This window comes from Hallella mizrahii (genome assembly GCF_009695775.1).
GTDB classification, from domain to species: Bacteria; Bacteroidota; Bacteroidia; order Bacteroidales; family Bacteroidaceae; genus Prevotella; species Prevotella mizrahii.
Genome location: NZ_VUNG01000019.1, coordinates 45,340 through 68,326, shown reverse-complemented (window position 1 = coordinate 68,326; position 22,987 = coordinate 45,340). Strand labels below are relative to the sequence as shown.

Annotated in this window: 24 protein-coding genes; 14 read left to right on the top strand and 10 right to left on the bottom strand. The window is 52.6% G+C overall.

The features are described from left to right. Window positions 1-428 precede the first annotated feature (428 nt). From FYJ73_RS08475 to FYJ73_RS08430, 10 genes are all read right to left on the bottom strand, one after another. Window positions 429-1,346 (bottom strand): hypothetical protein, encoded by a 918-nt coding sequence (locus FYJ73_RS08475; protein ID WP_154534280.1) that lies wholly within the window; start codon window positions 1,344-1,346, stop codon window positions 429-431. A gap of 50 nt (window positions 1,347-1,396) precedes the next feature. Further along, window positions 1,397-1,894: a hypothetical protein gene (locus FYJ73_RS08470; protein WP_154534279.1), complete on the bottom strand. Its 498-nt coding sequence runs from the start codon at window positions 1,892-1,894 to the stop codon at window positions 1,397-1,399. Between the two features lie 12 nt (window positions 1,895-1,906). Next, window positions 1,907-2,200 (bottom strand): HU family DNA-binding protein, encoded by a 294-nt coding sequence (locus tag FYJ73_RS08465; RefSeq protein ID WP_154534278.1) that lies wholly within the window; start codon window positions 2,198-2,200, stop codon window positions 1,907-1,909. Window positions 2,201-2,278: 78 nt separating this feature from the next. Then, window positions 2,279-2,989, bottom strand: coding sequence for a hypothetical protein (locus FYJ73_RS08460; RefSeq protein ID WP_154534277.1), 711 nt, complete (start codon window positions 2,987-2,989; stop codon window positions 2,279-2,281). A 159-nt stretch (window positions 2,990-3,148) separates the two neighbouring features. Further along, window positions 3,149-3,859 (bottom strand): hypothetical protein, encoded by a 711-nt coding sequence (locus FYJ73_RS08455; RefSeq protein WP_154534276.1) that lies wholly within the window; start codon window positions 3,857-3,859, stop codon window positions 3,149-3,151. 115 nt (window positions 3,860-3,974) lie between these two features. Then, window positions 3,975-5,201 carry a toprim domain-containing protein gene (locus FYJ73_RS08450; RefSeq protein ID WP_154534275.1) on the bottom strand — a complete coding sequence of 409 codons (1,227 nt, stop codon included), beginning with the start codon at window positions 5,199-5,201 and terminating at the stop codon, window positions 3,975-3,977. 78 nt (window positions 5,202-5,279) lie between these two features. Beyond that, window positions 5,280-6,677 (bottom strand): ArdC family protein, encoded by a 1,398-nt coding sequence (locus FYJ73_RS08445; protein ID WP_154534274.1) that lies wholly within the window; start codon window positions 6,675-6,677, stop codon window positions 5,280-5,282. A gap of 108 nt (window positions 6,678-6,785) precedes the next feature. Continuing rightward, on the bottom strand, window positions 6,786-7,016 hold the full coding sequence (locus FYJ73_RS08440) for a hypothetical protein (RefSeq protein WP_154534273.1): 231 nt from the start codon (window positions 7,014-7,016) through the stop codon (window positions 6,786-6,788). An 83-nt stretch (window positions 7,017-7,099) separates the two neighbouring features. Next, window positions 7,100-8,899, bottom strand: a complete 1,800-nt coding sequence (locus FYJ73_RS08435) for a phosphoribosyltransferase (RefSeq protein ID WP_154534272.1) — start codon at window positions 8,897-8,899, stop codon at window positions 7,100-7,102. 68 nt (window positions 8,900-8,967) lie between these two features. Beyond that, entirely contained in the window at window positions 8,968-9,735 is a 768-nt protein-coding gene (locus tag FYJ73_RS08430; RefSeq protein WP_154534271.1) for a DUF4099 domain-containing protein, read from the bottom strand. Between the two features lie 490 nt (window positions 9,736-10,225). Here FYJ73_RS08430 and FYJ73_RS08425 point away from each other — a divergent pair, with 490 nt between their 5' ends. The 14 genes from FYJ73_RS08425 to traK all read left to right on the top strand — a co-directional run bounded on the left by FYJ73_RS08425 (window position 10,226) and on the right by traK (window position 22,979). Beyond that, window positions 10,226-11,020 (top strand): peptidoglycan DD-metalloendopeptidase family protein, encoded by a 795-nt coding sequence (locus FYJ73_RS08425; RefSeq protein ID WP_235899292.1) that lies wholly within the window; start codon window positions 10,226-10,228, stop codon window positions 11,018-11,020. A gap of 363 nt (window positions 11,021-11,383) precedes the next feature. Next, window positions 11,384-12,109, top strand: a complete 726-nt coding sequence (locus tag FYJ73_RS08420) for a ParA family protein (protein WP_154534269.1) — start codon at window positions 11,384-11,386, stop codon at window positions 12,107-12,109. Beyond that, window positions 12,106-12,609: a hypothetical protein gene (locus FYJ73_RS08415; RefSeq protein ID WP_154534268.1), complete on the top strand. Its 504-nt coding sequence runs from the start codon at window positions 12,106-12,108 to the stop codon at window positions 12,607-12,609. Before FYJ73_RS08420 ends, FYJ73_RS08415 begins: the two co-directional genes overlap by 4 nt. A 31-nt stretch (window positions 12,610-12,640) precedes the next feature. Next, complete coding sequence (locus FYJ73_RS08410; RefSeq protein WP_154534267.1) at window positions 12,641-13,297, top strand: hypothetical protein; 657 nt, start codon at window positions 12,641-12,643, stop codon at window positions 13,295-13,297. Window positions 13,298-13,324: 27 nt separating this feature from the next. After that, window positions 13,325-13,606 carry a DUF3127 domain-containing protein gene (locus FYJ73_RS08405; protein WP_154533273.1) on the top strand — a complete coding sequence of 94 codons (282 nt, stop codon included), beginning with the start codon at window positions 13,325-13,327 and terminating at the stop codon, window positions 13,604-13,606. A gap of 3 nt (window positions 13,607-13,609) precedes the next feature. Further along, complete coding sequence (locus tag FYJ73_RS08400) at window positions 13,610-14,620, top strand: prolipoprotein diacylglyceryl transferase (RefSeq protein WP_154534266.1); 1,011 nt, start codon at window positions 13,610-13,612, stop codon at window positions 14,618-14,620. 201 nt (window positions 14,621-14,821) lie between these two features. Beyond that, window positions 14,822-15,184: a DUF4134 domain-containing protein gene (locus FYJ73_RS08395; RefSeq protein WP_154534265.1), complete on the top strand. Its 363-nt coding sequence runs from the start codon at window positions 14,822-14,824 to the stop codon at window positions 15,182-15,184. Between the two features lie 126 nt (window positions 15,185-15,310). Then, window positions 15,311-15,598, top strand: coding sequence for a DUF4133 domain-containing protein (locus tag FYJ73_RS08390; RefSeq protein ID WP_007574234.1), 288 nt, complete (start codon window positions 15,311-15,313; stop codon window positions 15,596-15,598). A 47-nt stretch (window positions 15,599-15,645) separates the two neighbouring features. Further along, a complete protein-coding gene (locus FYJ73_RS08385; RefSeq protein WP_154534264.1) occupies window positions 15,646-18,594 on the top strand; it encodes a TraG family conjugative transposon ATPase in 2,949 nt (982 codons plus the stop codon). Further along, the gene (locus FYJ73_RS08380) at window positions 18,576-19,400 is read left to right on the top strand and encodes a hypothetical protein (protein ID WP_235899291.1); all 825 of its coding nucleotides are present in this window, start codon (window positions 18,576-18,578) and stop codon (window positions 19,398-19,400) included. The genes FYJ73_RS08385 and FYJ73_RS08380 overlap by 19 nt, the downstream gene beginning before the upstream one ends. A 51-nt stretch (window positions 19,401-19,451) precedes the next feature. Continuing rightward, window positions 19,452-20,135 carry a hypothetical protein gene (locus FYJ73_RS08375; protein ID WP_154534263.1) on the top strand — a complete coding sequence of 228 codons (684 nt, stop codon included), beginning with the start codon at window positions 19,452-19,454 and terminating at the stop codon, window positions 20,133-20,135. 98 nt (window positions 20,136-20,233) lie between these two features. Next, window positions 20,234-20,899 carry a DUF5045 domain-containing protein gene (locus FYJ73_RS08370; RefSeq protein ID WP_206081738.1) on the top strand — a complete coding sequence of 222 codons (666 nt, stop codon included), beginning with the start codon at window positions 20,234-20,236 and terminating at the stop codon, window positions 20,897-20,899. 48 nt (window positions 20,900-20,947) lie between these two features. Then, a complete protein-coding gene (locus tag FYJ73_RS08365) occupies window positions 20,948-22,255 on the top strand; it encodes a TraJ family protein (protein ID WP_419471139.1) in 1,308 nt (435 codons plus the stop codon). A gap of 127 nt (window positions 22,256-22,382) precedes the next feature. Then, the gene (traK, locus tag FYJ73_RS08360) at window positions 22,383-22,979 is read left to right on the top strand and encodes a conjugative transposon protein TraK (RefSeq protein ID WP_154534261.1); all 597 of its coding nucleotides are present in this window, start codon (window positions 22,383-22,385) and stop codon (window positions 22,977-22,979) included. The last annotated feature ends 8 nt before the right edge of the window (window positions 22,980-22,987 follow it).

Here is a 22,987-nt window from a genome sequence, read left to right as displayed (position 1 = left end):
TAGCTTATACTCCTATGCATTGCGTAGCGGATATTCCCAATCATTGCGCAGCGCATCAAGAGCATGACTTCGCCCTTGCAGTCCACGGACGAAAGAGTGAAGTGAAGCATTCAAGTGCTTGTGCGCAAGGCGTGTGACGGAAGGGCATCGAAGCGCAGCCTTGATGCCACTGTAGCCACTTGCCTTGCGATACTGTTGGTACTCCCATGCATTGCGTAGCTTATACTCCTATGCATTGCGTAGCGGATATTCCCAATCATTGCGCAGCGCATCAAGAGCATGACTTCGCCCTTGCAGTCCACGGACGAAAGAGTGAAGTGAAGCATTCAAGTGCTTGTGCGCAAGGCGTGTGACGGAAGGGCATCGAAGCGCAGCCTTGATGCCACTGTAGCCACTTGCCTTGCGATACTGATAATCACCCGATAAGGCTATGCCTCACCGAGCTCCGCTCCCATTTGCACTGCCAAAGAACGCGTGAGGCCATTGAGGTTCCAGTTCTTTCCTTCTGCCAGCGTGACTTCCTCGCCGCTGTCAAACTTGGCAACGACAGTGTTCCTGCCGAAGTCAAGACGCGCCTGTGTCAGCTCAAAATATCCCGGATGCGGATAGATGATCGGCCGTATCTTCCTCAGAAACCTCACCTGCTCATCGGCCATCTCCCCCATCATCCTCAGGTAGTCGATGAACTGCTGCAGTGACGCGATGCTGTCCTCCTCGAACGCCGTCGAGAGGATGTCGAACTCCCCAAAGTCACGGATCTGAACGCTGTACCCACTCTGACGCAGTACATCCAGTCCGTAGCCGTTGATGAACATCCAGCTCACCGGTCCTGTCGTAGCCTCCACGTGTCCCGTCTGCCAGCCGAAGACCTCGAAGAGCCGGTCGGCATCCTGCCCGATGGCCGCCCAGTGCTTGGCATTCGGCTTGCCACACGGGAAGATGACGATATGCACGTCCTCCTCGCGCTGCGTCGCCTTGAGCAAAATGTCCACCAGCTCATGGTTCCACTGTTCCGTCTCCGTCCACTTTTCCGGGTTGAAGCCCAGCTTCCATCTGATGAAGACAGACAAGATCTTGTCGTTGGCACCCTCGGCATAGTCGTCGAGAGCACCCAATAGATTACCTTTTTGTGGAATTCCCTCCACATCCGTGAACGACAGTCCATAGTCTTTCAGCAGCTTTCGCCACAGCTTGAACTCCTCCACGCTCGTTACCGACAGCAAAGTCTGATAAGCCTTCAGAAGCTCTTTGTCATCGAGGAGCTGCTTGTTTCCGGCGTAGAAGTCCAGAATGTCGAGGTACTGCTTTCTGAGCAGATTCACCCAAGTCATGTTCAATGTTTCCATAGTAGTGTTTGGTGTTAGATGGTTTGTATCACAGTTGAATTGTTCCTTGTTCATGGTATCGGCAGTTCAAAAGCTTTGTACACCTGCTTGCCCTCCTTGTCGATGAAGCACCACCGCTCTGAGCGGTACGGCAGTCCGGCGGCATCGACACAGGCATAGTCAATCTTCACCTTCCATCCGCTGAACTCCCCCTTCCTGTCGCCCTTCATGATGAGCGACCGTATGTCCGCCATGCTCTTCATCTGCCTTTCGGCCAGACTGACGACATAGTGGTCGGACGGATTGAACCGGTTCATGTTGTCCGTGCGCTTCATGATCGTGTCCGTGACCACCTGCATCGTCCTGAGCATCCCCTTCACCTCATCCTTCGTGAAGTAACCCGTTCCGAATGCCGAGTCCGGCTCCGACACCGCCAGCACACGCAGCTGCTTAGGGTAGTCCACACTGAGCTCCAGGTTCTCCTTTGCCAGCCGTTTCATCTTCTCACCCGAGTTGCCGCACGATACCATCAGTGCGGCACCCATCATTAGTAATAATGACTTCTTCATGTTTCAAAGACTTTATCGTCCGTACTTCAATGTGTAGTTGATCACGTTACCGAAGGCCTTGAACTTCACCTTCTTCATCGGCGGCGCAACGAACTTCTCCCCCGTCTGCGGATTACGGCATACACGCTCCCCGCGCCGGTAGACATAGAACTTCCCGAAGTCCGGGATGATCACCTCCCCGTCCTCACGGAGAATGTCCGACACCGCGCAGAGGAAGGCATCCACCGCCTTCTCCACATCCTTGACGGAAAGTCCCGACTCAAAAGCCGCCTTTCTCAACAGTTTCTTCTTGTTCACAGTACTCATGGTTAATGGTTTGAATGGTTGATAATCAATAGAATAGTAAAAAGTAGACAACGTTTAGTTTAACTTATTATAATGTGCTCACTTGTTATAATCCGCCACGATCCGTTTCCGGTCATCCGACAGCCGCAGGTACGCCTTCGCCAGCGACCCCTTGTCGTCAATTAGCGTCACCTCATTCTTGGTGACGCCATACTCCAGCAGCTCCTTCAGCTCGTCGAGCGTCACCTCATGCCCACGGATATGCCGCCATAAAGTAAGGTGGTACGGCTCCCCAAGCTTCTCGTGGCAGGAACAGTTGAACGCCACGGGACTCACCAGCACGTCCTCGCCGCAGACAGGACATTTGCCCACCACCGAGGAAAGCGACATGCCATAGACCTCACTCTCTACCAGCACCGCCGAGAAGATCCGTCCTTGCGAGTTGAAACAACCGTCTAGCACCGTCGGATGACCGTCGAGGAACGCCTCAATCTCATGCGGCAGGATGAACCGGTGCGAGAGAATACCGTTGCAGTGCCACTTGCACGTGCCGCCCTTGTCAAGACAATGCTCACAGAAGTAACCCTTCGAGGTAATCTTGATACGCCCTCCACAGTGCGGACAGCGGTGCTCCAGGTATCTGCCTTCCGGCACCACTGCCAGCTTGTCACTTTCCACCTCAATATGAGCGAGGTACTGTTTTCCCTTCTTGTCCTTGAATGTCAGCACACGGCTTCTGCCCGTGTCCTCCAGTTCTTTGATGACAGCGTCCGTGATCTGTACGCCACGGATAGATTTCTTGATTTCCATAGTTGATAAAGTTAATAGTTGATGGTTAATGATTAATGGTTTATAATGATCAGTAGTTATTGATTAATGAATGTTTGTTGTCAATTGATATACAACTGCTTATATTAAAATCATAAAGTTTTCTTGCGGTTAAAGCGACTACTTCGGACGATAAATAGCCTACAGATATTTCCAGTCCATTATGAGTCCGTCCACGACCGCCTTGCCCGACATCACCGTCGCCCATCCGTCCGGATCAAGTCCGAACCAAAGGTCATTCCACGACAGCGTACGGATCTGCCAGGCCAGCAGCCACAAGTCCGTGTTGATGCTCTCCAGCCGCGTGACAATCTCATTGGCCACATAGTACCGCTCCGCCGAGTTCAGCAGGTTGACCTTGTGCTTCTCCGTCTTGCCGTCCGCATTGGTAACGTTGTACGACCCACTTGTCACCAGCTGCTTCATGAACGGATAGAGCGATAGCATCTGCGCCGAGGCATCAACAAGCTCTTCCGAGACCATCACGGCAATGGCAGTACCCTTGAGATTGCCCGGCAACGACTTGCGGAGCAACGCCATATTTTGTGGTATCTCCATCCCTACTAGCTCCGCGGCACGCTTGATCTGATAGATATTCTGCATGGCACCCTGTGCGTTCTGCAGATAGCCCAACATCTTATCCTCCAAATGGTGCATCCGCTCCATGGCCAACGTGACCCCGGCTTCCGTTGCGATGATCGCCTCCTGCGTCTTCTCACGCTTCTTGAAGAGCTTCTTCAGCATTTCCGTCTGTGTGGTCACCGCCCCCGTCAGGAGCGGGTCTGTCTGCTGTGCGAAGCCGCAGACGGAACAGGACATGGCCAGCAACAGACAAAAGAATTTTCTTTTCATGGTTCTCCGGTTGTTATGGCCACGGACATCACCTAAGGTACGGACTTGAAAAGTCGGTGCCGGAAGTGACGCGCCGTGACCTCGTTCATACTTTCCCATATAGAGATACTGGAATTTACATCTTAAACCCGCTCTTGCACTCGTTGCGCTCCCTGAGCTCCGTCCTTATCCTCGCGAGATTCTCGTCTCGTTGGAACTTCGTCTTGAGTTGCAGGGCTTCCAAAGGCATGCCGCGTACAACATCGTTCCAGTCCTTGTAGTTCACCGGCGGCTTCATCACCTCTATGCGGTCAGGCAACTTGATAAACTTTCTCAGTTCCTCAACAGAAGCCTTCCCCACCGGCATGTCGAAGGACTTCCCGTCCATTTCCAGCCTGAGGTTGTCTCCCATCTGAAAGACGCTGAGCCTCTTGCCATCGAGAAGAGCCGCCATCCTCATGCCGTAGATCCGCCCCGGCAGGTCGTTGTCGAAACAGTCCACCGCCTTGGCCATGCAGTAGTGCTTCATCAGTCCCGACACCTGTCCGTTGGACAGCGCGCCGCCCACAGATACGAAAGCCGAGTGTGGAAGGTCAATCTTCGCCCGGTTCGCCTGATAGAACGACATGGCATCGTAAGCCGACTCACAGAAATAGACATGCCTGACCATCTGCGGATTGTTCAGTGCCGAATGGATGCCCGCCGTCCACATCGCCGTCGTCGAGTTCGTCCCTGCCGCCTTGCCCTTGAACCCACGATCGCCACGCAGCTCATAGCCTGCCAAGTCAGCACAGAAGTCCGGCTCACGGTACGGGAAACCTATCATCGGCAGACCGTTTCTGTTCTTCTGGTCTGTGACAATGGCAATGTGCCGCTCAAAGAGCGACACCGTCTCACGGCTGATTCCCCTGTCCTCAAAGATCCCCATGGCATAGTCCATGTTCCTTGCCAGCGGCTGAGCCGTGTAACGTTTAGGATTGAACACCGGGTTCAGACTCCCCAGCCCACCACTATACCCACGGTCGTGATTGTCCACTACCGGCATATTGGCGAAGTCCGCCAGCACCTTACCGATGACCTCCCACTGGTTGCGTCCGAACTTGTTGAAGCGACCGAGGTTCTCACCGATGAAGTCCACCACGTCGCCCCGCTTGCCCGAATTGCGGTGGAAGTACCGCTGCCGGTCCTTCTCCTGCGGATGCGAGATGATGATGGTGTCGAGCTTCTCGCCCCTGCCATCTGGCAGGATCAGCTCGATGTACCGTCCCACACCCGCCTGTCTGTTGAGCTTGTAGCCGAGCGAGAAGGCAACATCGTCGATGCCTACCCTCGGTTTCATTTCCTGAAAAGATACGTAAGACATAGGCTTGTAGTTTGATGTTTGTTATAGGTTTGATAGTTAAGAAGTCCACAAATAAAGTTTAATGTGAGTATACAACATTCACAATTTCAAGCCTTTATTTTCCTTATTCTCTTGCTTCTGTTCCCGTATCTCACGCACTTCGCCGACGAACTTTCTTGCCACAGTGTCGTGCAGCATCTGATCCTTCAGCGCCCCCGTCGGCATCATCTCATATCTGATACCCGTAATCTTGCTGATGGGCTTCATGCCGAGATCCTGCCCCTCGAAGGTCGCACGCACCGCATAGCCCCCGTCCATTCGCTTGAAGATGGACGCACTGTCGAACTTCGCCGAGAGCGCGATGTCGTGCGGCTGCTGCCACACCTTCTTGGCAGCTTCAACCCCCTTTTCAAGTCCCACCTTGCGCTGGTTCTCTGTAAGGATGGGCGTCTCACCGAGAGCAATCTTCTGCTCGTCAATCTTCTCAAGGATCATCTTCGAAGCCTTGTTCACGTCCGCCATGACCGAGACGATGAACTTCGGTTCCTCGCGCAGTGCGTTGATCCATCCGTCCATGTAGGCAGCGTTGTTGTTGAGGATGCGCTTGTCAAAGCCCAGGGCATTGCCCACCATGGCAGCCGTGAGCTCCGCCACCAGCTCCTCCTTGGCATACTTCGCATCCCCGAACTTCGCCCCCTTGTCACGGTTCAATCGGTTGGCCGTTCCCGTGGAGTGTGTCATCTCGTGGAGAGCAGAGGAGTAATACTCCATGCCATCCTTGAAAATCTCCTCCGCGTTCTTGCCGATGTTGAACTGCTCCTTCTTCGGAACGATGACAATGTCGCGTGCCGGAGAGTAGAACGCCCCGTCCACAATTCTGTCCGTCTGCACACGGCATATCCACTCTTGCCGCTCGAACATCCGGTCGAGAGCCCGGTTCTCGTACATGCCCTGCGTATCACGCAACTGCGGCCCTTTGAAACGGTCCACGATGGCATCGTACTTCTCCTTGTTCACCTCTTCTAAGTTGGTCTGATCCACGTTGAAGACAGAGAAAGCACGGAGGAACGGCCTGACCTCGCACTTCGCCTGCTCGCCGCGGCTCATCTGCCTGTAGTCCGACTCTGCAACCCGCTTGCCCCGCTCGTCCTTGATATTGAGGTCCCAGTAGATGACCGGCATCGACTGCGCACCCTTCTTGATGCGGAGGTTCTCCTTCTGCGCCTGCATGAAGGTCATGTATACCGGCGTGCGGTAAGCGTTCATCGCCGTGTCCATCTGTAGGAAGAAAGAGTTCGTGCCCGAGTAGTTGCGTCCGCTGAGGTTCTGCGGCATGCCGAGCATCGTACCCTTCCCGTTCGTCCATCCCTGCCGCCAGTCCGATGCCTTCATCGCCTTCATGCGGTCGATCATGAGCGAGCAGAACCTGTCTATGGCCTTGTCACCGCTGCTCTTGTAGTCCTGTCCTTTCCTTGACTTGGAATCCTTGTTTTCCATAGTGTCAGTATTGGTTATGTTAGGTTAGTAGCCCCACAGTCCGATGATATAGCCTTCGGACTGTGGATACCATAAGTTTTTGTTTATTAAGGTAATACTACGGATTCTCTACACGATGGCTTCAGCGAAAGCGTCCGCAAACTCGTTGCCTCCGTCATAGATACGGCTCTCGGTCTCTTCGAGGTAGAGCTCAGCATTGTTGTCGTCAGGCTCGATGCCGTGATCGTCGCACCACTGGAGATAGGCTTTGCCGTGGTCACTGCGCAGTGCGAGCTCGCACCATCCTATCTTGCCGTCCTGTTTGAGTTGAATGAGTTCTTCGATTGTATTGTTCTGCATAGTTGTGATGTGTTAATGGTTGATGATTGGAATAGTTGATTGCTAAGATGTAAGCGTTGATGTGTGTCAGACAACTCATAACGCTATCGTTTGAACGCCTGTTTTGCGCTGACCTTCTCCGTCTGCATCTCCTTGATTTCCGTGTTGAGATAGCGGGCAGCCAATTGCTCCTTGGTAGCCGTCTTGTGCGTGAAGAGCGCCTGCTTGTCGTGCCATGAGAGCACCGCCTTGCCGGTCATCCTGTCGTCATCGAGCTTCGCCGACACCGTCCAGTCGCCCTGCTGGCTCTTGGCGATACGTACCTCCTTGACACCCTCCTCCAGCTTGAACTGGTTGTAGAAGGAAGCGAGATGCAGCTGTTCCCCGAAGTTCTTCTCCACGAGCTTGGAAGGCGTTGTCACACGGTCGAAGTAAGCGTTCAGATCCTCCTTTGACATCGTGCGAGACATCTTCTGCTCGCCCACCTGTGTATAGAGCTTGTACTTGCCCACGTCCTGCCGCTGCTCGTCGTGCTCCTTGTAGACAACCATCTTGTCGATGATGCGCCCGTCAGAGAGCTTGTTGTCAGCCTTGTACTCCTCCGGTGTGACCTTCTTGGCTAGCTTTGTGGGATAGTACGTCTGCATGAGCCCTTCAACCGTTGTCTCCCTCTTCTGATAGGCAACGGCATCCTCCGGCTTCATGAGCTGCGGACGGAGTTGCTGTCCGTCGATACGGGCGGTAAAATACCACTTGTTCGGGTCCTGGTTACTTTGGAAGGCATGGCCGTGGGTCACCTTCTCACCGTTGACCGTCACCATCTGCGGCTCGCGCGGCTTGTGAACCTTGGCGTCTGCGGACTGTTCAACGGCTTTGTCGTTCTTCTTGGTCTCTGCCTTCACCTCCGTCTTGTCGACTTTGGCAGTCTCCGTCTTGTCTACCTTGGCTTCCTTCGTCTTGGTTTTCTTCTTTTCTGTTTTCTTTTCCATAGTATCTGTTTGAGTTTGGTTTTTGGTTTGATTGGTGGTTTGCTTTTTGCTCGGCTCCTGCATGTCAGCGATCGCCACACGATTGCCCGCCCGGATAAGCCTTGGCAGGTAGACGTCGAGCACATGATGCGGAAACTCCGCGATCAGCTCCCCGTCCTTCTTGAACTTCGGCTTCTGTGCCGGAATGCGCAACGTGTCCGACAACTTCTGTGCGTCCTCATTCAGTGAGCGGTAGAAGTCGCCATTACGCATGAGGATCAGCGCGTCGGGATGCTTGCTCTTGAGCCGTTGGTACACTGCCAACGGTGTATCGGTCTTGTTCTTTACCTGCTTCTTCGTGGAATCGGCAGATTGCTTCTTGTCAGAAGGCTGTTCTTGCATCTTCTTTTCCATGTTAGTAGGAATTAGGTTAAACTGGAAGTTCTTGTTTGTCAGATGGTTCTTCGTATGTCCGAGGACGGCGAGCATCGTATTCGGATGACCTACAGCCTTGATAGCAGCACCTGCGGTATAGCCGGTGTCCAGCACATTGTCTATGACGATAGGCGTGAACTGCTCCGGCACTTGTCGGTACAGATTAAGTTTCAGGTATATGCCCTCCGGCTTGAGGTCGTTCTTCTTGGCATAGTGCAGCGGCATGTGCGGTCGGCAGGAAAGGATGTCCCATGTCGGGATGCCCGTCCTCCTGGAAATCTCATTGGCGAGCGTCTTGGTGTATATCGCCCTCCCATGGTGATTAGGGATTGGCACTAATACACAGTTGCGTCCTGCTGCCATCTCCCTTATTCCGTCCGCCATCATATCCGCAGCCTTGCAGATACTCGCGTAGTCACCATCTTTCAGTCCGTGCGCCAACTGACGCACTTTAGGGTATGGAGCACAGGAGGTGAACGTACATTCTTGTTTGTTTGACATAGTAGATATAGTCTCATTGGTTTGCAGTAGAAGATAATAAAGATAAAACTTTTAGAAAGAAGAAGCCCTTATAGTGAAAGTCCTCTCTTCTTGTCCTCTTTCCTGTCTGCCTTTTCCCTCTCGGTCAGCCGGATACTCTCTTCGTGGCGCAGCCTGTCCACCACCTGCTTGTACTCCCACCGATTCTCGTCGGTCTGCACGTACCCCATATAGCCCTCGTGCGCGTCGTCATAACGGATGGCCTGCTGACGCTTCCATTCCTCCATATCGCCTTGCATGACCTTGAAGCCCACCGGCTCGCGTAGGTCAATGCCCACGGTAACCTTCTGGTCACCGACCTCAAGTTCCACCGGCTTGCCCGAAGCGAGAGCCTCCTTTTGCCCAATTCCGAGTCCGATGTCCTTGATTCTGTCCACTTCCCGAAGCTTTTCCTCAAAATTAACAGTCGCCACATCACGGTACATCAGGGCGTTGGTCTCCTTGCCCAACTGCACGTACCGCATCTTGCGTTTGTCGCCCTCCTTGAACTCCTTCTGTATGACACCGCCCTTGCGAATACGCTCCAACTCCGTATCATTGAGTCGTAGTGTGTTGTCAAGCTCACGATGTATCTGATACGTAAGTAGTTGCAGCTTTCCGTCCTTGTCGTGAACGAGCTGGATTTTCATGGGGATGGACACCGCAGAGTTGTCGCCCACGGGCACGTTGAGACGCATGAGCGGTGAGAGCTCACCGCTCAAGATAGAGTCGCGCAAGTCCTTCGGCATGCGCATGAGATCCTTGGGATAGATGCCGATTTTGGCAAATTTGTCGAATGGTACTGGTTCTGTTTTCATAGTTTATGGTTTGGTTATTCAGTTGGTTTATACTAATTTTGTGGTGAAAACATATCAAACTTAACACACTACTACCATGAAACACACACTGACGTGCGCTGTGGTCCTTATGTTCTCGATGAATGTATTGGAATCACCGGCACAGTTTTACACTGTTGAGAAAGTCGGTCCGGCTGCCGACACGTTATCCATTTCCACGGACCCCTACGTCCGTGACGTACTCCACGAAACAAAGCCAACGTCTAAGGTCGAGACTGAGATCAGGAAAAAATCCGTCTTTGGTCTGCCTTTGCCTTCATTTCTGACCGCAAAGTTAGGAAACAAACCGCCAACCTCCAACAACGCTCAGGGAAAAGTGCTGAAAAAAGGCGAAAAAAGTCCAGTAAAAATAACAAGGAACAATCGCAAGACAACCGTTTTACCCTTTCTTAGCGCCTCAGATAGCCTTCTTTTAAGCCTTCTTGAAAAACGTCTAAATATCTGTATGCCATTGGATTACATTACAATCACCTCACACTACGGATACCGCCAAGACCCCTTTACAAAGTGCCAGCGGTTCCATGACGGTATAGATTTGCGATGCGGAAACGGTTTGGTCTATAGCATGCTCCCGGGCAGGGTGGCTGCCGTGCACCACGGCGACACCGGCTACGGAAACTACGTTATCCTCGACCACGGCAGCCTCCGCTGTCTTTATGGTCACCTTAGTGAGATCTATGCCAAAGAAGGCAGCGAAGTGCCGGCAGGGGCTGTCGTCGGACTTGTCGGCTCCACCGGCCGCTCCACCGGTCCGCATCTCCACATCCAACTACAAAGGCTGTCAGCAAACAACAGTTGGACCAGCGTCGATCCCATGCCGTTCATCCAAGCCCTCAACCAACAAGTAAAGACCTTCAACGACCGACTGGCAGAGATATCCGACAAAGACTCTCCTATATATAATAATGAGAAAGCAAGCCAAACTGACCTGACGATAGAGAACCTCTATGCCGCTCTGAAGAAGCATGGCATCAAATATCCGAAGATTGTCCTTGCCCAGGCCATCCTCGAAACCGGCCGTTTCCGCTCCCGTGTCTGCAACGAGAACAACAACCTCTTCGGTCTCCGGCACTCGAATGGCTACTACGTCTTTGACCATTGGGAAGAGAGTGTCATCGCCTACAAGAACAAAGTGCAGTACAAACACCGCGAAAACGAGAACTACTATGCCTTCCTGAGACGCATCGGCTACTCGACCTCAAAGGACTATGTCAGAAGGGTTCGTGAGATCGTCAGCCAGCTGTAATCATCACTCAAAGAGAGATGTGTTTGCAGTCAATAAGTCCATTGAGACATTGCTAATATCTAAACCGTTTCCGTAAGTTGCGGTCTTTTTTAATTTAAACCATTTTTCCCTTAGAAATATCGATAAAACAGTAGTTTATCCTTGTCTACCGTTGCGATTTTGAAGTATAGTCACTATCTTTGCACCAGAAAAATCACAACGCAAGGTTTACTAACCATTGCAGGGCCAAGCTCCCCTGGAATACCGGCCTGAAGAAAAGGAGCGCGTCTTTTACCGTCACACGGAACTATCTTATGCCGCCACGAGGCGGACATAACAGCGGTGACCAAAACTCCATGACAAGAGTTACCAACAATCAGCCTTATGAGCATTCCATTCTTCAACATTGAGAAGAACCCCAAGAAAAACAAGATCATCGTATTCGCCAACCAGAAAGGCGGCTGCGGCAAGACCACCAACTGCGTGATGTTCGCCGACCTGCTTGTCCAGAATTTCCATCACCGCCTTGTCATGCTCGATGCCGATCCGCAGCGCAGCATCGTCAAAAAGCATGAACAGGACCTTGAACGATGGCCGCAGCTCCAGCCCCTGTACCAAGTTGTCCCCTGTACCCAGCTCAACAGCGAAAGTGATACACAAAACCTTATCCGCGCCATGCGCAACGAGGACTTCGACTTTGTCATCGACACTCCGGGCAGCCTTACCCTTCAAGGCCTGCTTCCACTTGTCTTCGAGGCTGATGCCGTCATCGTCCCCATTCAGTTGGAAAAGACCAGCATCAATTCCACCACCTCCTTTATTGAAATGTGCGTCATGGTCGCCAAGGAAAACGGTGGTAACAGACTGCCAGATTTCTATTTCCTGCCAAATCAATTTAATAAGAAATGGGGGCGTAGAGATGAGATTACCGAGCAGCAGAGCTTTCTCGATAACTTTGCCAGACTTGGCACCGTCCTGCCAAAGGTACCCAACAGTGCCGAGATCCAGCGCTACAGCACACTCTATCTAACAGATAAGCAACATGAGATCATCGACAGGCCATACGGAATGCTCCATGACTGCATCTATAATAAAAACAAGGCAGCATGACTGACAACTCTTCTCAGCCAATGGTTTTCGGAGATATTCACGAACTTCTCCGGAAAGTCAACGGTGAGAGCGAGCCAGCCTACATGTGGCAGAGTGACAAGCCGAAGGAAGAGATAAAGAAAGAAGCCCCCTCGAAAGCTCCTGAACAGCCAAACAAGGATAGCGGCAAGAAATTGACCAAGACTCCCAAGCGTAAGGCTGAAGGAGAAACAGATAGAAGGGCCGGAGAAAAGACTGGAGATTATAAACCGTCATGTAAAGGAATTGTCCCACCATCAAAGAGAGACCTTCAGTCCATGATTGAGGCCTTCAGCTATGGCAATGAGCACGGTCACCGGCACATGGTGTTCCTTCCTGATGACGTCTATGTCACACTGGAGACAGTCTATGGCAGCAATCGTATTTCCGCCATCCTCACCGCCCTTGCAAGGACCTACATAGAGCGCAACAAAGAGGAACTGCGCCAGCTTGTAGCCACGCGAATTAACCTGTTACAATAAAAAATCAACTAAAAAAACTGGACTATAAAAAATGAACACGACTACCCAACCTAAAGCTAAGCGAACCGTATGGGGAATAGAGCACGACAAAGTGCTGCAGGAGCGCTTTCATACGGACTACATCCATGAGATAGCTTCCCATCTTTGTTGTACGACAAGCACTGTCAGCCGCCATGCCCGCCTTCTCGGGCTGAGAAAGGAAAACCCCTCGGGTCGAAATCTCGATGCCAGGGCCTTTGTAGAGATGGAATTCCCAAATCTGTCCTATGGGGAAATGGCAGTGCGTACCGGCCTTTGCAAGAACACAATCTATCTGATAGCCCGTGAATTAGGACTGTCCCGCACCCGTGAGCAGATGAGTGCCATTAAAAGCCGCCGTCGCAAGGAACTTATCCGAAGCGAGCGCCGCCGTGCCCTCTTCGGATTAGAACCGAGAACACGCCTCAAGGTGGGCAGCAACATCCGTAAGATACGATTACGTGGAAACCTCAAGCGTCTCGGCTATTTAATCGATGACGACGGTACTACCTTCTACTATCATGCTGGCCTGTGTCGCCGTCCCATACGGGAAGAGCATGGTAGGAAATTCGGTTTCAAATTCATGCCATTGCCGACAGCGTGCACGGAGGAAACGATTCATGATTCAGCATCTCCGGCCGTGTCGGTAAATGGACAGACTATCAACTAATCCAGACATATAATCAGACTACCAACCATGAAAACCACAGGAACGATCAAGAAAGTCCTGCCCGTTAGGACAGGCACGTCCAAGAAGGGCAGCACATGGGCCGCCCAGCAGTTTGTACTCAAGACCGACGACGGGGATATACTCCTTGAAGTCTTCGGCCAAAAGGAGATAGACGAGTATGCCATCACCGAGGGCGAGCAGCTGACAGTGAGCTACGTCCCCAAAGTCCAGGAAGTCGGAGACAAGGTGTTCGGCAAGAACAGCGTCACCGGCATCGAGCGCGACGAGTCCCAACCTTTTGCAGAGTAGCTTATGGCATTCACCAGTATAGTAATAATTGTGGTGGTGCTCTATGCTTTGGGTTATACGGGCATGATCATCCACGACCTCTTCATCAAGAAGGATCCCACAGAGTTCATGCCCAAGCCCAAGGACGTAGAGATCGACATCTCCGACGAGGCGGGGCAGTTCAAGCCTATCACCGTGGAGAAATCCGAGCCCAAGCAGCCGTCTGTAACCGCTCAGAGTACCTCATCTCATACACCGGAAGAGATTGTCACAGCACATCCCATTGCCGATGGAGAGCCCAGTGGAAAAGACGACGGAGAGCAATCAGCACCACCTTCTCCACCCTCAGCGACTCCATTCGGGTCAGCTGATGCTAAGTCCGATGGCAAGACCTCTGAAGACTTTGGTCCACGTCCAACCGACGCAGAAACACAGAAGCGTATTAATGAGCTTGTTAAGCTCAGACGTGGTGAGATGTTGACCGATGAGATGACCGCTTCAAAGGATGACAGTACATCTGCATCTGGTCATAAGACTGCGGAAGTGAAGGAAAAATCCACGGACGGCGTTGAGCCTAATGAGCTAAATGTCCGCATCATTGGTCCTGAGCATACTGTTTCCCCTGATGTGTCGGATGCCGTAGGCAAAGAGCCTTCAAAAGAGAAAGCTCCATCGGGGGCTAATTCCAAAGAAGCGACTCCGCCCACTCCTGCCCCCGCAAAGAAGTCAAGACCAGCCAAGCCTCCCAAACCCCCGAAGCAACCGGAGTTCCACAGCGACGCATTCTTTGACATCCTGAAAGTTCAGATTGATGACACCAAGCAGCACACAAAGTTGCAGGGAGCCCAGACTGCCGAACAAGTCAGCAAGGAAGCCAAGCGAGTCTCCCCTGACGATGCCCAAATGGCACTCAGACAAATCACCAGTTTATGGGAAAAGAAAGAATCGGAACGCGTCCCTGATGAGGACGAACGTCAAGCAATAGAAAAATCAGAACGGTCGAACCGTGAGGCTCCGCCACAATTCAATATATGATAATTGTTTCTCATTAGAAAAAGTCTTTTGTATTATGATGTTAGTGTACAGCTTTTAGCGAAAAGCACATCCGTAAGACAGCTTCCGGAAGAGGGCTGCGCCGTGAGGCAAGGGGATCAGACGGCCACGTGAGTGGCGCTCACCCATCTTCCATTTTCATGTGGTCTTTAAATTGTAACTAAGAAAAACCTTAACAAACTTATGTTACAAACCATTTCAACCAAAACCATCATGAACTTCTGCATGAGCGCATGCAAGAAAATCCCCGTGAAGCGTGTAGCCGCCTTCCTCGGAATGTTCCTTTTCTGTACCGTCATGACCTTCGCCCAGAGCAAGGGTGTCGGCGGATTCCAATCAGCCATTAGAGAGATATCAGGCTACGAGACCCAAGTCAGTAACTTGATGAAGGCCATCGGTGCAGTTATCGCAATTGTTGGCGCGTTCTCCATTTATTTCAAGATGCAGAACGGAGATCAGGACGTGAAGAAGGCCATCATGCTCACGATTGGCGGCTGTGTAGCTTTCCTTGCAATGAGCGAGGCTCTGCCTTTGTTCTTCAAGTAGTTATACACTGCTACTTACAAGGTGTCCGACCGAAGTTAAGAGTCGGCTCGGACACCTTTCAACTCGAAAATTCACCTTAAGAACTATATATAACGTAAACATAATTCTAAACAAAATATCAGCCTAATGGACATCAATTTCAACGGCATCCCAGTCTTCAAGGGACTCCAGAAACCATTGGAGTTCATGGGTATCCGCGGCAGGTTCCTGACCTATGCCGCTGCCGCCATCGGCATCAGCTTCCTCGGTTTTCTGCTCTCGTCCATCCTCTTCGGAAAGCTCGTGGGCTTCATCATCATGGTCGTCCTCATAGCCGTAGGAATCATCTCCATCTATGTGAAGCAGCGCAGTGGACTGCACAGCAAGAAACGGCACCGCGGCAACTTCTATTACTGTAAGATGTATGAGCATTAGCCCAAAACAACATTAGATAAAGACCTAAAAAGAAAGATAATACACTCATGAGTACCAAGAACAAGCCGCTTGACGGTCTCTTCGCCCAGCTCCAGGACATCAAGGATGCCAATGGCAAGCTGATGAACACGGTCCTCTTCTCGAAGAACGGCAATCCGTCCGTCATCATTGAGATAGAGAACCCCGTGCAGCAGTATGCCACCGATGCCGTGCAGTACGTCGCCTATACCGACGTGCTGAACAACATCGTCCAGACCCTCGGCGAAGGCTACGCCCTTCAGAAACAGGACATCCTCTGCCGTCAGAGCTACCACCATGCCATCACCGAAGACATGGAGTTCCTCACGCGCAGCTACTTCCGCTACTTCAACGGCCGCCCCTATACCGAGATCCGCACCTACCTCATCATTACCCAGGAGGCGGTGAAGTCCGCCTTCGTGAAGTACGACCCCAAGTCCTGGCTTGACTTCCACACAAAGGTGAGCAAGGTCATGGACATTCTCAAGGAGCGCGGTGTCTGGCACCGCAAGCTCACGAAGGACGAGGTCAACGAGTACCTCCACCGCTTCATGGCGTTCCACTTCAAGGCCGGTCCGTTCTCGATGCAGAGCTTCAAGGCCGGTGACGACTGCCTGAGGATGGGCGACAAAGTAGTAAAATCCTTCGACATAGTCGACGTGGACGAGATAGACCTGCCATCGCTCATCAGGCCCTACCAGTCCGTTGCCGTCAACGGCTACGTCATCGCCACCGACCTGCTGGCCTTCCTCAGCGAGATACCCGATACAGACTGCGTCATCTACAACCAAGTGATACAGATACCGCAGCAGCGCAAACTGTTGAGAAAACTCCAGGGCAAGGCCAAGCGCCACGGCTCCATGCCCGACCCCAGCAACAAGATCGCCAAGGCCGACATCGAAGCCGTGCTGAACCTCCTTGCCCAGGACAGCAAACTGCTTGTCTACACCAACTTCAACCTGCTGGTCAGCTGTAAGGCCGAGAAGCTGACCCCCGTTACGAGTTTCATCGAGACCAAGCTCTACGAGTGCGGCATCTTCGCCAGCAAGAGTGCCTACAACCAACTGGAGCTCTTCATGGACTCCTTCCCCGGCAATGCATACTCGTTCAACCCCGATTACGACCTCTTCCTGACGCTCAACGACGCAGCCCTCTGCCTCTTCTTCAAGGAGCACCTCAAGCACTCCGAGAGCACACCCCTCAAGACCTGGTACACCGACCGTCAGGGCCTGCCCGTGTGCATCGACATCACCGGCAAGGAAGGCAGCGTGAAGATGACCGACAACGCCAACTTCTTCTGCATCGGACCCAGCGGTAGCGGCAAGTCCTTCCACATGAACACCGTCGTCCGCCAGCTCCTGGAGCAGAACACCGACGTGGTGATGGTCGATACCGGTGACTCTTATGAGGGAATCTGCCGCTATTTCAAAGGCACCTACATCACCTACTCAAAAGAGAAACCCATCTCGATGAACCCGTTCAAGATCACGGATACTGAGTACGCCCAGAACTTCGGCGAGAAGAAGAACTTCCTCAAGTCGCTTATCTTCCTCATCTTCAAGGGCAGCGAGGCGCCCACGAAGATCGAGGACAAGATCATCAACCAGACCATCGTCGAGTACTACGAGTCCTACTTCACCCCCTTCAGGGCGTTTACCGACGAAGAGCGCGACCAGCTCCGCAAGCGTCTGCTCTTAGAGGACAAGAAGAACGGCACATACGAGAAGCACAGTAAGGAACTGGAAGAAAAATACAGACATACCGCTTATGAAACAGACATCCCCAACTCCGGAACATCCGAAGATTCATCTGCCTTTGGCGGACCAGATAGTGAATATGATCCTCTCGATCCTGCTGCTGACATTCGTCTGGCCGGTGACGGTTCTCTACATTCTGCTCAGGAGAAGGAAGCTTACGCACGAATCCAGCGGAAAGTGAACAAGCTCCACGACCTTATCAACGACAAGGCCGCCACCGACGGCGAGAAGGTTGCCGCCAACCGCCAGCTCATGCGCCTGATGCCCCAGCTCATCGAGGGCAACTACCTCATCACCATCGAGCAGCGCATCGACCGCATGGAGAAACAAAGAAGAAAGATGCACGTCGACAACCTCAGCTTCAACAGCTACTACGAGTTTGCCATTGAGCGCATCCCCCAGATCATGAGGGAGAAGAGCATCACCTTCGACATCGACAACTTTGCCGCCATCTTAGAGCAGTTCTACAAGGGGGGTGAGCTCGAGCACACGCTCAACAACGACGTTGATGCCAGCCTCTTTGACGAGAAGTTCATCGTCTTCGAGATCGACAAGATCAAGGATGACCCCGTGCTGTTCCCCATCGTCGTGCTCATCATCATGGACGTGTTCTTGCAGAAGATGCGCATCAAGAAAGGCCGCAAGGCCCTCATCATCGAGGAAGCGTGGAAGGCCATCTCCTCGCCTACCATGGCAGAGTACATCAAGTACCTCTACAAGACCGTGAGAAAGTTCCACGGCATCGCCGGAGTGGTGACCCAGGAATTGAACGACGTGATAGATTCACCGATTGTCAAGGAAGCCATCATCAACAACTCTGACGTAAAAATCCTCCTCGACCAGAGCAAGTTCAAGGACCGTTACGATGCCATCAGTGCCATCCTCGGACTGACGCAGGTGCAGAAACAGCAGATCTTCACCGTCAATGCCCTCAACAATCACGACGGCCGCAGCTACTTTAAGGAAGTGTGGATCTGCCGTGGCCAGTACTCCGATGTCTATGGCGTGGAGGAACCGCCCGAGTGCTACTGGGCCTATACCACCGAACGCGCCGAGAAGGAAGCCCTGAAAGTCTATGAGCGCCACTATGGTGACATACAGACCGCCATCACGAAAATCGAGGAAGACCGCAAGAAACTCGGAATCAAGAAGTACCTTGACTTTGCGGTCAAAGTGAACAAACAACAGAAAATCATGCCACTATGGGACAAATCAGACTGAAAACGGGAAATACGTGCAGAAGACAAAAGAGTAAGACACGCAGAAGACAAAAGAAATGCTGTGTGATGACCGTTGCCTTGCTTTTCTTTGCTACTACTCCATCCTTTGCCGGATGGCGCGTCGTTGTAGATTCCAAGACCATCGCACAGGTCTCCGCCAACGCCGCCGCACAGAAAGCCATCGAGGACAAGCACAACGAGCGTCTGGACACCATCTCCGACAAGCAGAAGAAAATATTGCAGTACACCGCTACCATGGAAGGCATCAAGGAACTCTACCACCTGACGATGACCAACGTCCGCGGCTTCGGCGAGGAGACCGCCTACTACAAGGAGATCTTCCAGCTCAGTGCCGACATCCTCACCTCCGTGCCCACGGTGACGAAGTACATCTTCACGCATCCCGTGAAGAACTATATCCTCTGCCTGAACGAGCTCTCCGATGTCGTCATCGAGACCGAGGGCCTTATCCATGACTTCATCGACGTGGTGAACAACGGCAAGATACGTCTGCCCGACAATCCGATCATCCGTCAGAAGATACCCAGCGGCGGCGGACGCTACAACATGGGACAGGGCGACGGCTACAACTTCATGGACCGCTACACCCGTCTGACTATGGCCAACAAGATCTACTCCAGTCTGTTGGAGATGAAGTACCGGATGGATGTAATGGTGATGATGTGCCAGTTCGGCAGCTGGGACGAAGTATTCTTTGCCATCGACCCCGAGAGCTGGGCCGCTGTCTATCAGGCGAGCAGCATGGTGGACGGGATCATCAGAGACTGGAACGGAATCGGCATATAAGCCTCATGGCGGCTCCTCTCCAATAGCATTACCCTAAAGAACCGATTGAAAATGAAGTACCATACCCTTATCATCTGCATCCTGACCGTAGCCATCCTCTACCCGTCGAAAGCCCATGCCTTCGACTACCCCAACGACCAGCCCACCATCGAGGCCCTGATCTCGCTGCACAAGCTCATCAAGAAGGAAGAGGAGAAGGCACTGGAGAAAGTGGCAGTAAGCTATGGCGAGCAGAGCCTCGTCACCAAGGACGCTACGAAGTTCAACGACGTCCGCATGACGCTGAACTCGAAGCTCAACAACGCCTACAGCTACGTCATCCTCGGCGCGGCACTCGCCTCTACCGGCACCGACCTCTACCGTCTCATCGACCAGTATGCCACGTTCACGAAGAACACCGCCAAGTACGCCTTCAAGAAACCGGCAGTGATGTGGTACTATACCGAGGCCAACTACGCCTGTGCGCGAGAGATCAAGAACATCAAGGCTCTCTATGCCACCCTTACCGCCAGCGGACTGAACCTCATGCGTGCCAGCATGGACGAGAAACTGGAGCTTGTCAACACCCTCCACAGCTATATTTCCAACATGCTCGGCATCATTGATTCCGCCAATCTCTGGTGCAGTATTGTTGCTATGGGCGGCTTTCATTATGACTACATTTGGGACATTCTCAACAGTGATGTCAAGGATGAGATCGCGAAACAAGTCATTGACAAGTGGTACGGGGCGTAGTAAGAAAAACAATATAATGATGATAGAATAACATACATATGAAACGAGTAAAAAACGACAATGCCATGAAACACAGTCATTCTTCCATAATCTTTATAATGTGTACAGCTCTCGCTTTCCTCTTTGTGGGAAGCGGGAGCGCTTATGCGCAGAAGAAAGTGCACGACTCACAGAAGGAGAAACAGTGGCGGAGCATGGAGACCGGTCCTTGGGACTTCGAGCCCGGCTGGTACTACTACTTCCTCCACAAGAACTACTCCGGTGCCGAGACCTACTGGAAGTGGTCAGGTCTCAAGTCCGGCTACCGTGTCCGCTTCAAGGAACACAAGTCCAACGTCAAGACCATCATGCCGCGCCGCATCGCCCAGGAGGAGCTGCAGAAGGAGAAAGTCAAGAAAGCCGAGGAGGAACGTGCCAAGGTCAAGGAGATGCACGACGAGGAAGTCCTCCGTGCCGCCGACCGTAACGTTGACCTTGTCTACTCCTCCTTCAAGGACGACTTCAACCGTATGCAGGGTGCCATCACCGAGGGCCTTACCTTCTGCCTTACTAAAAGTAAAGGAAAATTGTACCCTCAGGTTAACGAGCTCCAACGTCAGAACGACATGATTTGCCAGTCCATCGCCTATACCCACAAACAGGGTATAGGCAACGAGCTGGAAAACTCCAAGCGACAGGAAGCCTATGTGGAGTACAAGAAACAGATGGAAGAACTCGTCTCGCGCGTGGCTCACCTTGTAGGCATGGCACAGCAATATTATTAACCTTGAAAACCACAGAACATCATGACAGACATACTATTATCAAGTTCAATGTTCATCAACCAGCTGCTGACGATGGGTCTCCCTGCCATCGACGACAGTCTGATGCGCCTGTTGACGGCTATGGAGACCTTTCCCAAGTCCGCCGTCCTCGGCAGTGCCATCAGCTTTGCCAAGATGCTCGGCCTGTTGCTTGCCCTCTGCATGGGCTCCTACGAGTGCTGGATGATGATGCTCGGCCGCCGCGGCATGGACGTGATGAAACTCGCCCGTATCATCGGCCTCTCCCTGTGCATCACCTACAGCAGCTACATCTGCGAGTCGCTTAAGATGCCCGGCAAGGGACTGGAGGATGTGACCCGTCAGATGGCACAGAGCAAGAACAGAGAAGTGGCGGCACTGGAGCTGAAAGTCGCCCAAAAGCAGGACGACTACCTCAAACGTCTCCGTCAGGTCCAGGACAGTATCGAGACCGCCAAGCAGGTGCAGGAGATCGGTGAGGATGCCCACTGGTGGGATAAACTTATTTATAACATGGAGAACCTCGGCACCACCATCAACAACTACGCCCAGCGTGCAGCCGTTGCCGCCGAGACCAAGGTCAGCGAGTGGATCAACGACGTGATACGCTTCGTCGGCGAGCTCATCTTCCAGATGTCCTACTACGGCATGCTCGTCGCCCAGCGTATCTTCATGACCATCCTCGCCACCTTTGCCCCGATCATGTTCGCCTTGAGTATCGTTCCGCCATGGAGCAACGCCTGGGCCCAGTGGATGGGTAAGTACCTGTCGCTCTCCCTATGGGGCTTTGTCGTGTACTTCTGCCTCTACTATATCGACTTCATTCTGATGTACAATCTCATGGAGGACATCAAGGCCTACGACACCCTGCTGAAAGGCACCGTGAACTCATGGCAGCAGATCGGCGCCTTGGGCTTGCAGGGCATCGGCTCCAACTGTATGTACGCCATGGGCATGCTCGTGGGAGCCTACGTTCTCCGTTTCGTGCCCGAAGTAGCCTCGTGGCTCATCCCCGGCGGCATCAGTTCCAGCGCCGGAACCGCATCCGGCAGTATGGCCCAGACCCTCGTCTTCGGTGGCGCCAGCTACGCCATGGGTGCCGCAACGACCACTGTTGCCGCAGGAGCCGCCGTTGCCACCGGCACCGCCTCCATCATCGGAGCCGCCCAGCAGTCCCACAGCGACGGTGGCAGTGGCTTCAACCAAACCGCCAGAACCATCATGGCTCAGACTGGATTGGGAACATCCTACAGTCGTGGTGCCGACTCCGCCCGCAGTATAAACAATGTTGGCAAGTCCGACTCCAACTACAGACCCGGAGGAGCCGAGGGGAGTTAGGAGTAAAAAGATAGGAGTTGGGAGTTGTCAAGCCATGCGAGACAGCTCCGACTCCTAACCCTAACTCAAAAGCTCCTATCCACAGACTTAAAAACTCATAAACTTCTATCTCATAACTAATACAATTATGCTGATCCAATCCTTAGAACAGAAAACCAAACTGGCCCTGATGACCGTCGTCCTCACGTTGGCGGCATGCACGGTCATCTGCATCTTCACTGTCTATCAGAGTTCCAAGCTCATCAGTGAGGAGCGCAGTCAGATATACATCCTTGACGGGGACATCCCCTTCCTTGCCGAGCGCAGTCTGCAGGAAGCCAACTTCGTGATGGAGGCCAAGGCACATATCCAGCTCTTTCACCAGTACTTCTTCAACCTTCCGCCCGATGACGACTACATCAAGTGGACCCTCGGCAAGGCACTCTACATGGCAGACGGTACGGCGATGAAACAGAAACAGGCCATGGAAGAAAACGGCTTCTACTCCGACATTATATCCAGCAGTGCCGTCTGCACCATCAAATGCGACTCCATCCAGTTCAACGAGCACGACAAGAAGTTCAAGTACTTCGGCACGCAGCTAATCAAGCGTCGCAGCCGTGACCTCAAACGCTCCATCATCACCGTGGGTGAGATAGAGAACGTGCCAAGGACACAGAACAATCCCCACGGACTGCTCATCACCAACTGGAGAACACTCGAGAACAAAGATTTGGATTATTAAACCGAAGA

Coding starts and splice junctions, on each gene's coding strand:
- FYJ73_RS08410 (WP_154534267.1), top strand. CDS start 12,641: ATGAACACGACTACCCAACCTAAAGCTAAGCGAACCGTATGGGGAATA.
- FYJ73_RS08460 (WP_154534277.1), bottom strand. CDS start 2,989: ATGGAAATCAAGAAATCTATCCGTGGCGTACAGATCACGGACGCTGTC.
- FYJ73_RS08365 (WP_419471139.1), top strand. CDS start 20,948: ATGTTCATCAACCAGCTGCTGACGATGGGTCTCCCTGCCATCGACGAC.
- FYJ73_RS08445 (WP_154534274.1), bottom strand. CDS start 6,677: ATGGAAAACAAGGATTCCAAGTCAAGGAAAGGACAGGACTACAAGAGC.
- FYJ73_RS08470 (WP_154534279.1), bottom strand. CDS start 1,894: ATGAAGAAGTCATTATTACTAATGATGGGTGCCGCACTGATGGTATCG.
- traK (WP_154534261.1), top strand. CDS start 22,383: ATGCTGATCCAATCCTTAGAACAGAAAACCAAACTGGCCCTGATGACC.
- FYJ73_RS08420 (WP_154534269.1), top strand. CDS start 11,384: ATGAGCATTCCATTCTTCAACATTGAGAAGAACCCCAAGAAAAACAAG.
- FYJ73_RS08405 (WP_154533273.1), top strand. CDS start 13,325: ATGAAAACCACAGGAACGATCAAGAAAGTCCTGCCCGTTAGGACAGGC.
- FYJ73_RS08385 (WP_154534264.1), top strand. CDS start 15,646: ATGAGTACCAAGAACAAGCCGCTTGACGGTCTCTTCGCCCAGCTCCAG.
- FYJ73_RS08380 (WP_235899291.1), top strand. CDS start 18,576: ATGGGACAAATCAGACTGAAAACGGGAAATACGTGCAGAAGACAAAAG.
- FYJ73_RS08370 (WP_206081738.1), top strand. CDS start 20,234: ATGTGTACAGCTCTCGCTTTCCTCTTTGTGGGAAGCGGGAGCGCTTAT.
- FYJ73_RS08395 (WP_154534265.1), top strand. CDS start 14,822: ATGTTACAAACCATTTCAACCAAAACCATCATGAACTTCTGCATGAGC.
- FYJ73_RS08465 (WP_154534278.1), bottom strand. CDS start 2,200: ATGAGTACTGTGAACAAGAAGAAACTGTTGAGAAAGGCGGCTTTTGAG.
- FYJ73_RS08390 (WP_007574234.1), top strand. CDS start 15,311: ATGGACATCAATTTCAACGGCATCCCAGTCTTCAAGGGACTCCAGAAA.
- FYJ73_RS08475 (WP_154534280.1), bottom strand. CDS start 1,346: ATGGAAACATTGAACATGACTTGGGTGAATCTGCTCAGAAAGCAGTAC.
- FYJ73_RS08440 (WP_154534273.1), bottom strand. CDS start 7,016: ATGCAGAACAATACAATCGAAGAACTCATTCAACTCAAACAGGACGGC.
- FYJ73_RS08450 (WP_154534275.1), bottom strand. CDS start 5,201: ATGTCTTACGTATCTTTTCAGGAAATGAAACCGAGGGTAGGCATCGAC.
- FYJ73_RS08430 (WP_154534271.1), bottom strand. CDS start 9,735: ATGAAAACAGAACCAGTACCATTCGACAAATTTGCCAAAATCGGCATC.
- FYJ73_RS08375 (WP_154534263.1), top strand. CDS start 19,452: ATGAAGTACCATACCCTTATCATCTGCATCCTGACCGTAGCCATCCTC.
- FYJ73_RS08400 (WP_154534266.1), top strand. CDS start 13,610: ATGGCATTCACCAGTATAGTAATAATTGTGGTGGTGCTCTATGCTTTG.
- FYJ73_RS08455 (WP_154534276.1), bottom strand. CDS start 3,859: ATGAAAAGAAAATTCTTTTGTCTGTTGCTGGCCATGTCCTGTTCCGTC.
- FYJ73_RS08415 (WP_154534268.1), top strand. CDS start 12,106: ATGACTGACAACTCTTCTCAGCCAATGGTTTTCGGAGATATTCACGAA.
- FYJ73_RS08435 (WP_154534272.1), bottom strand. CDS start 8,899: ATGTCAAACAAACAAGAATGTACGTTCACCTCCTGTGCTCCATACCCT.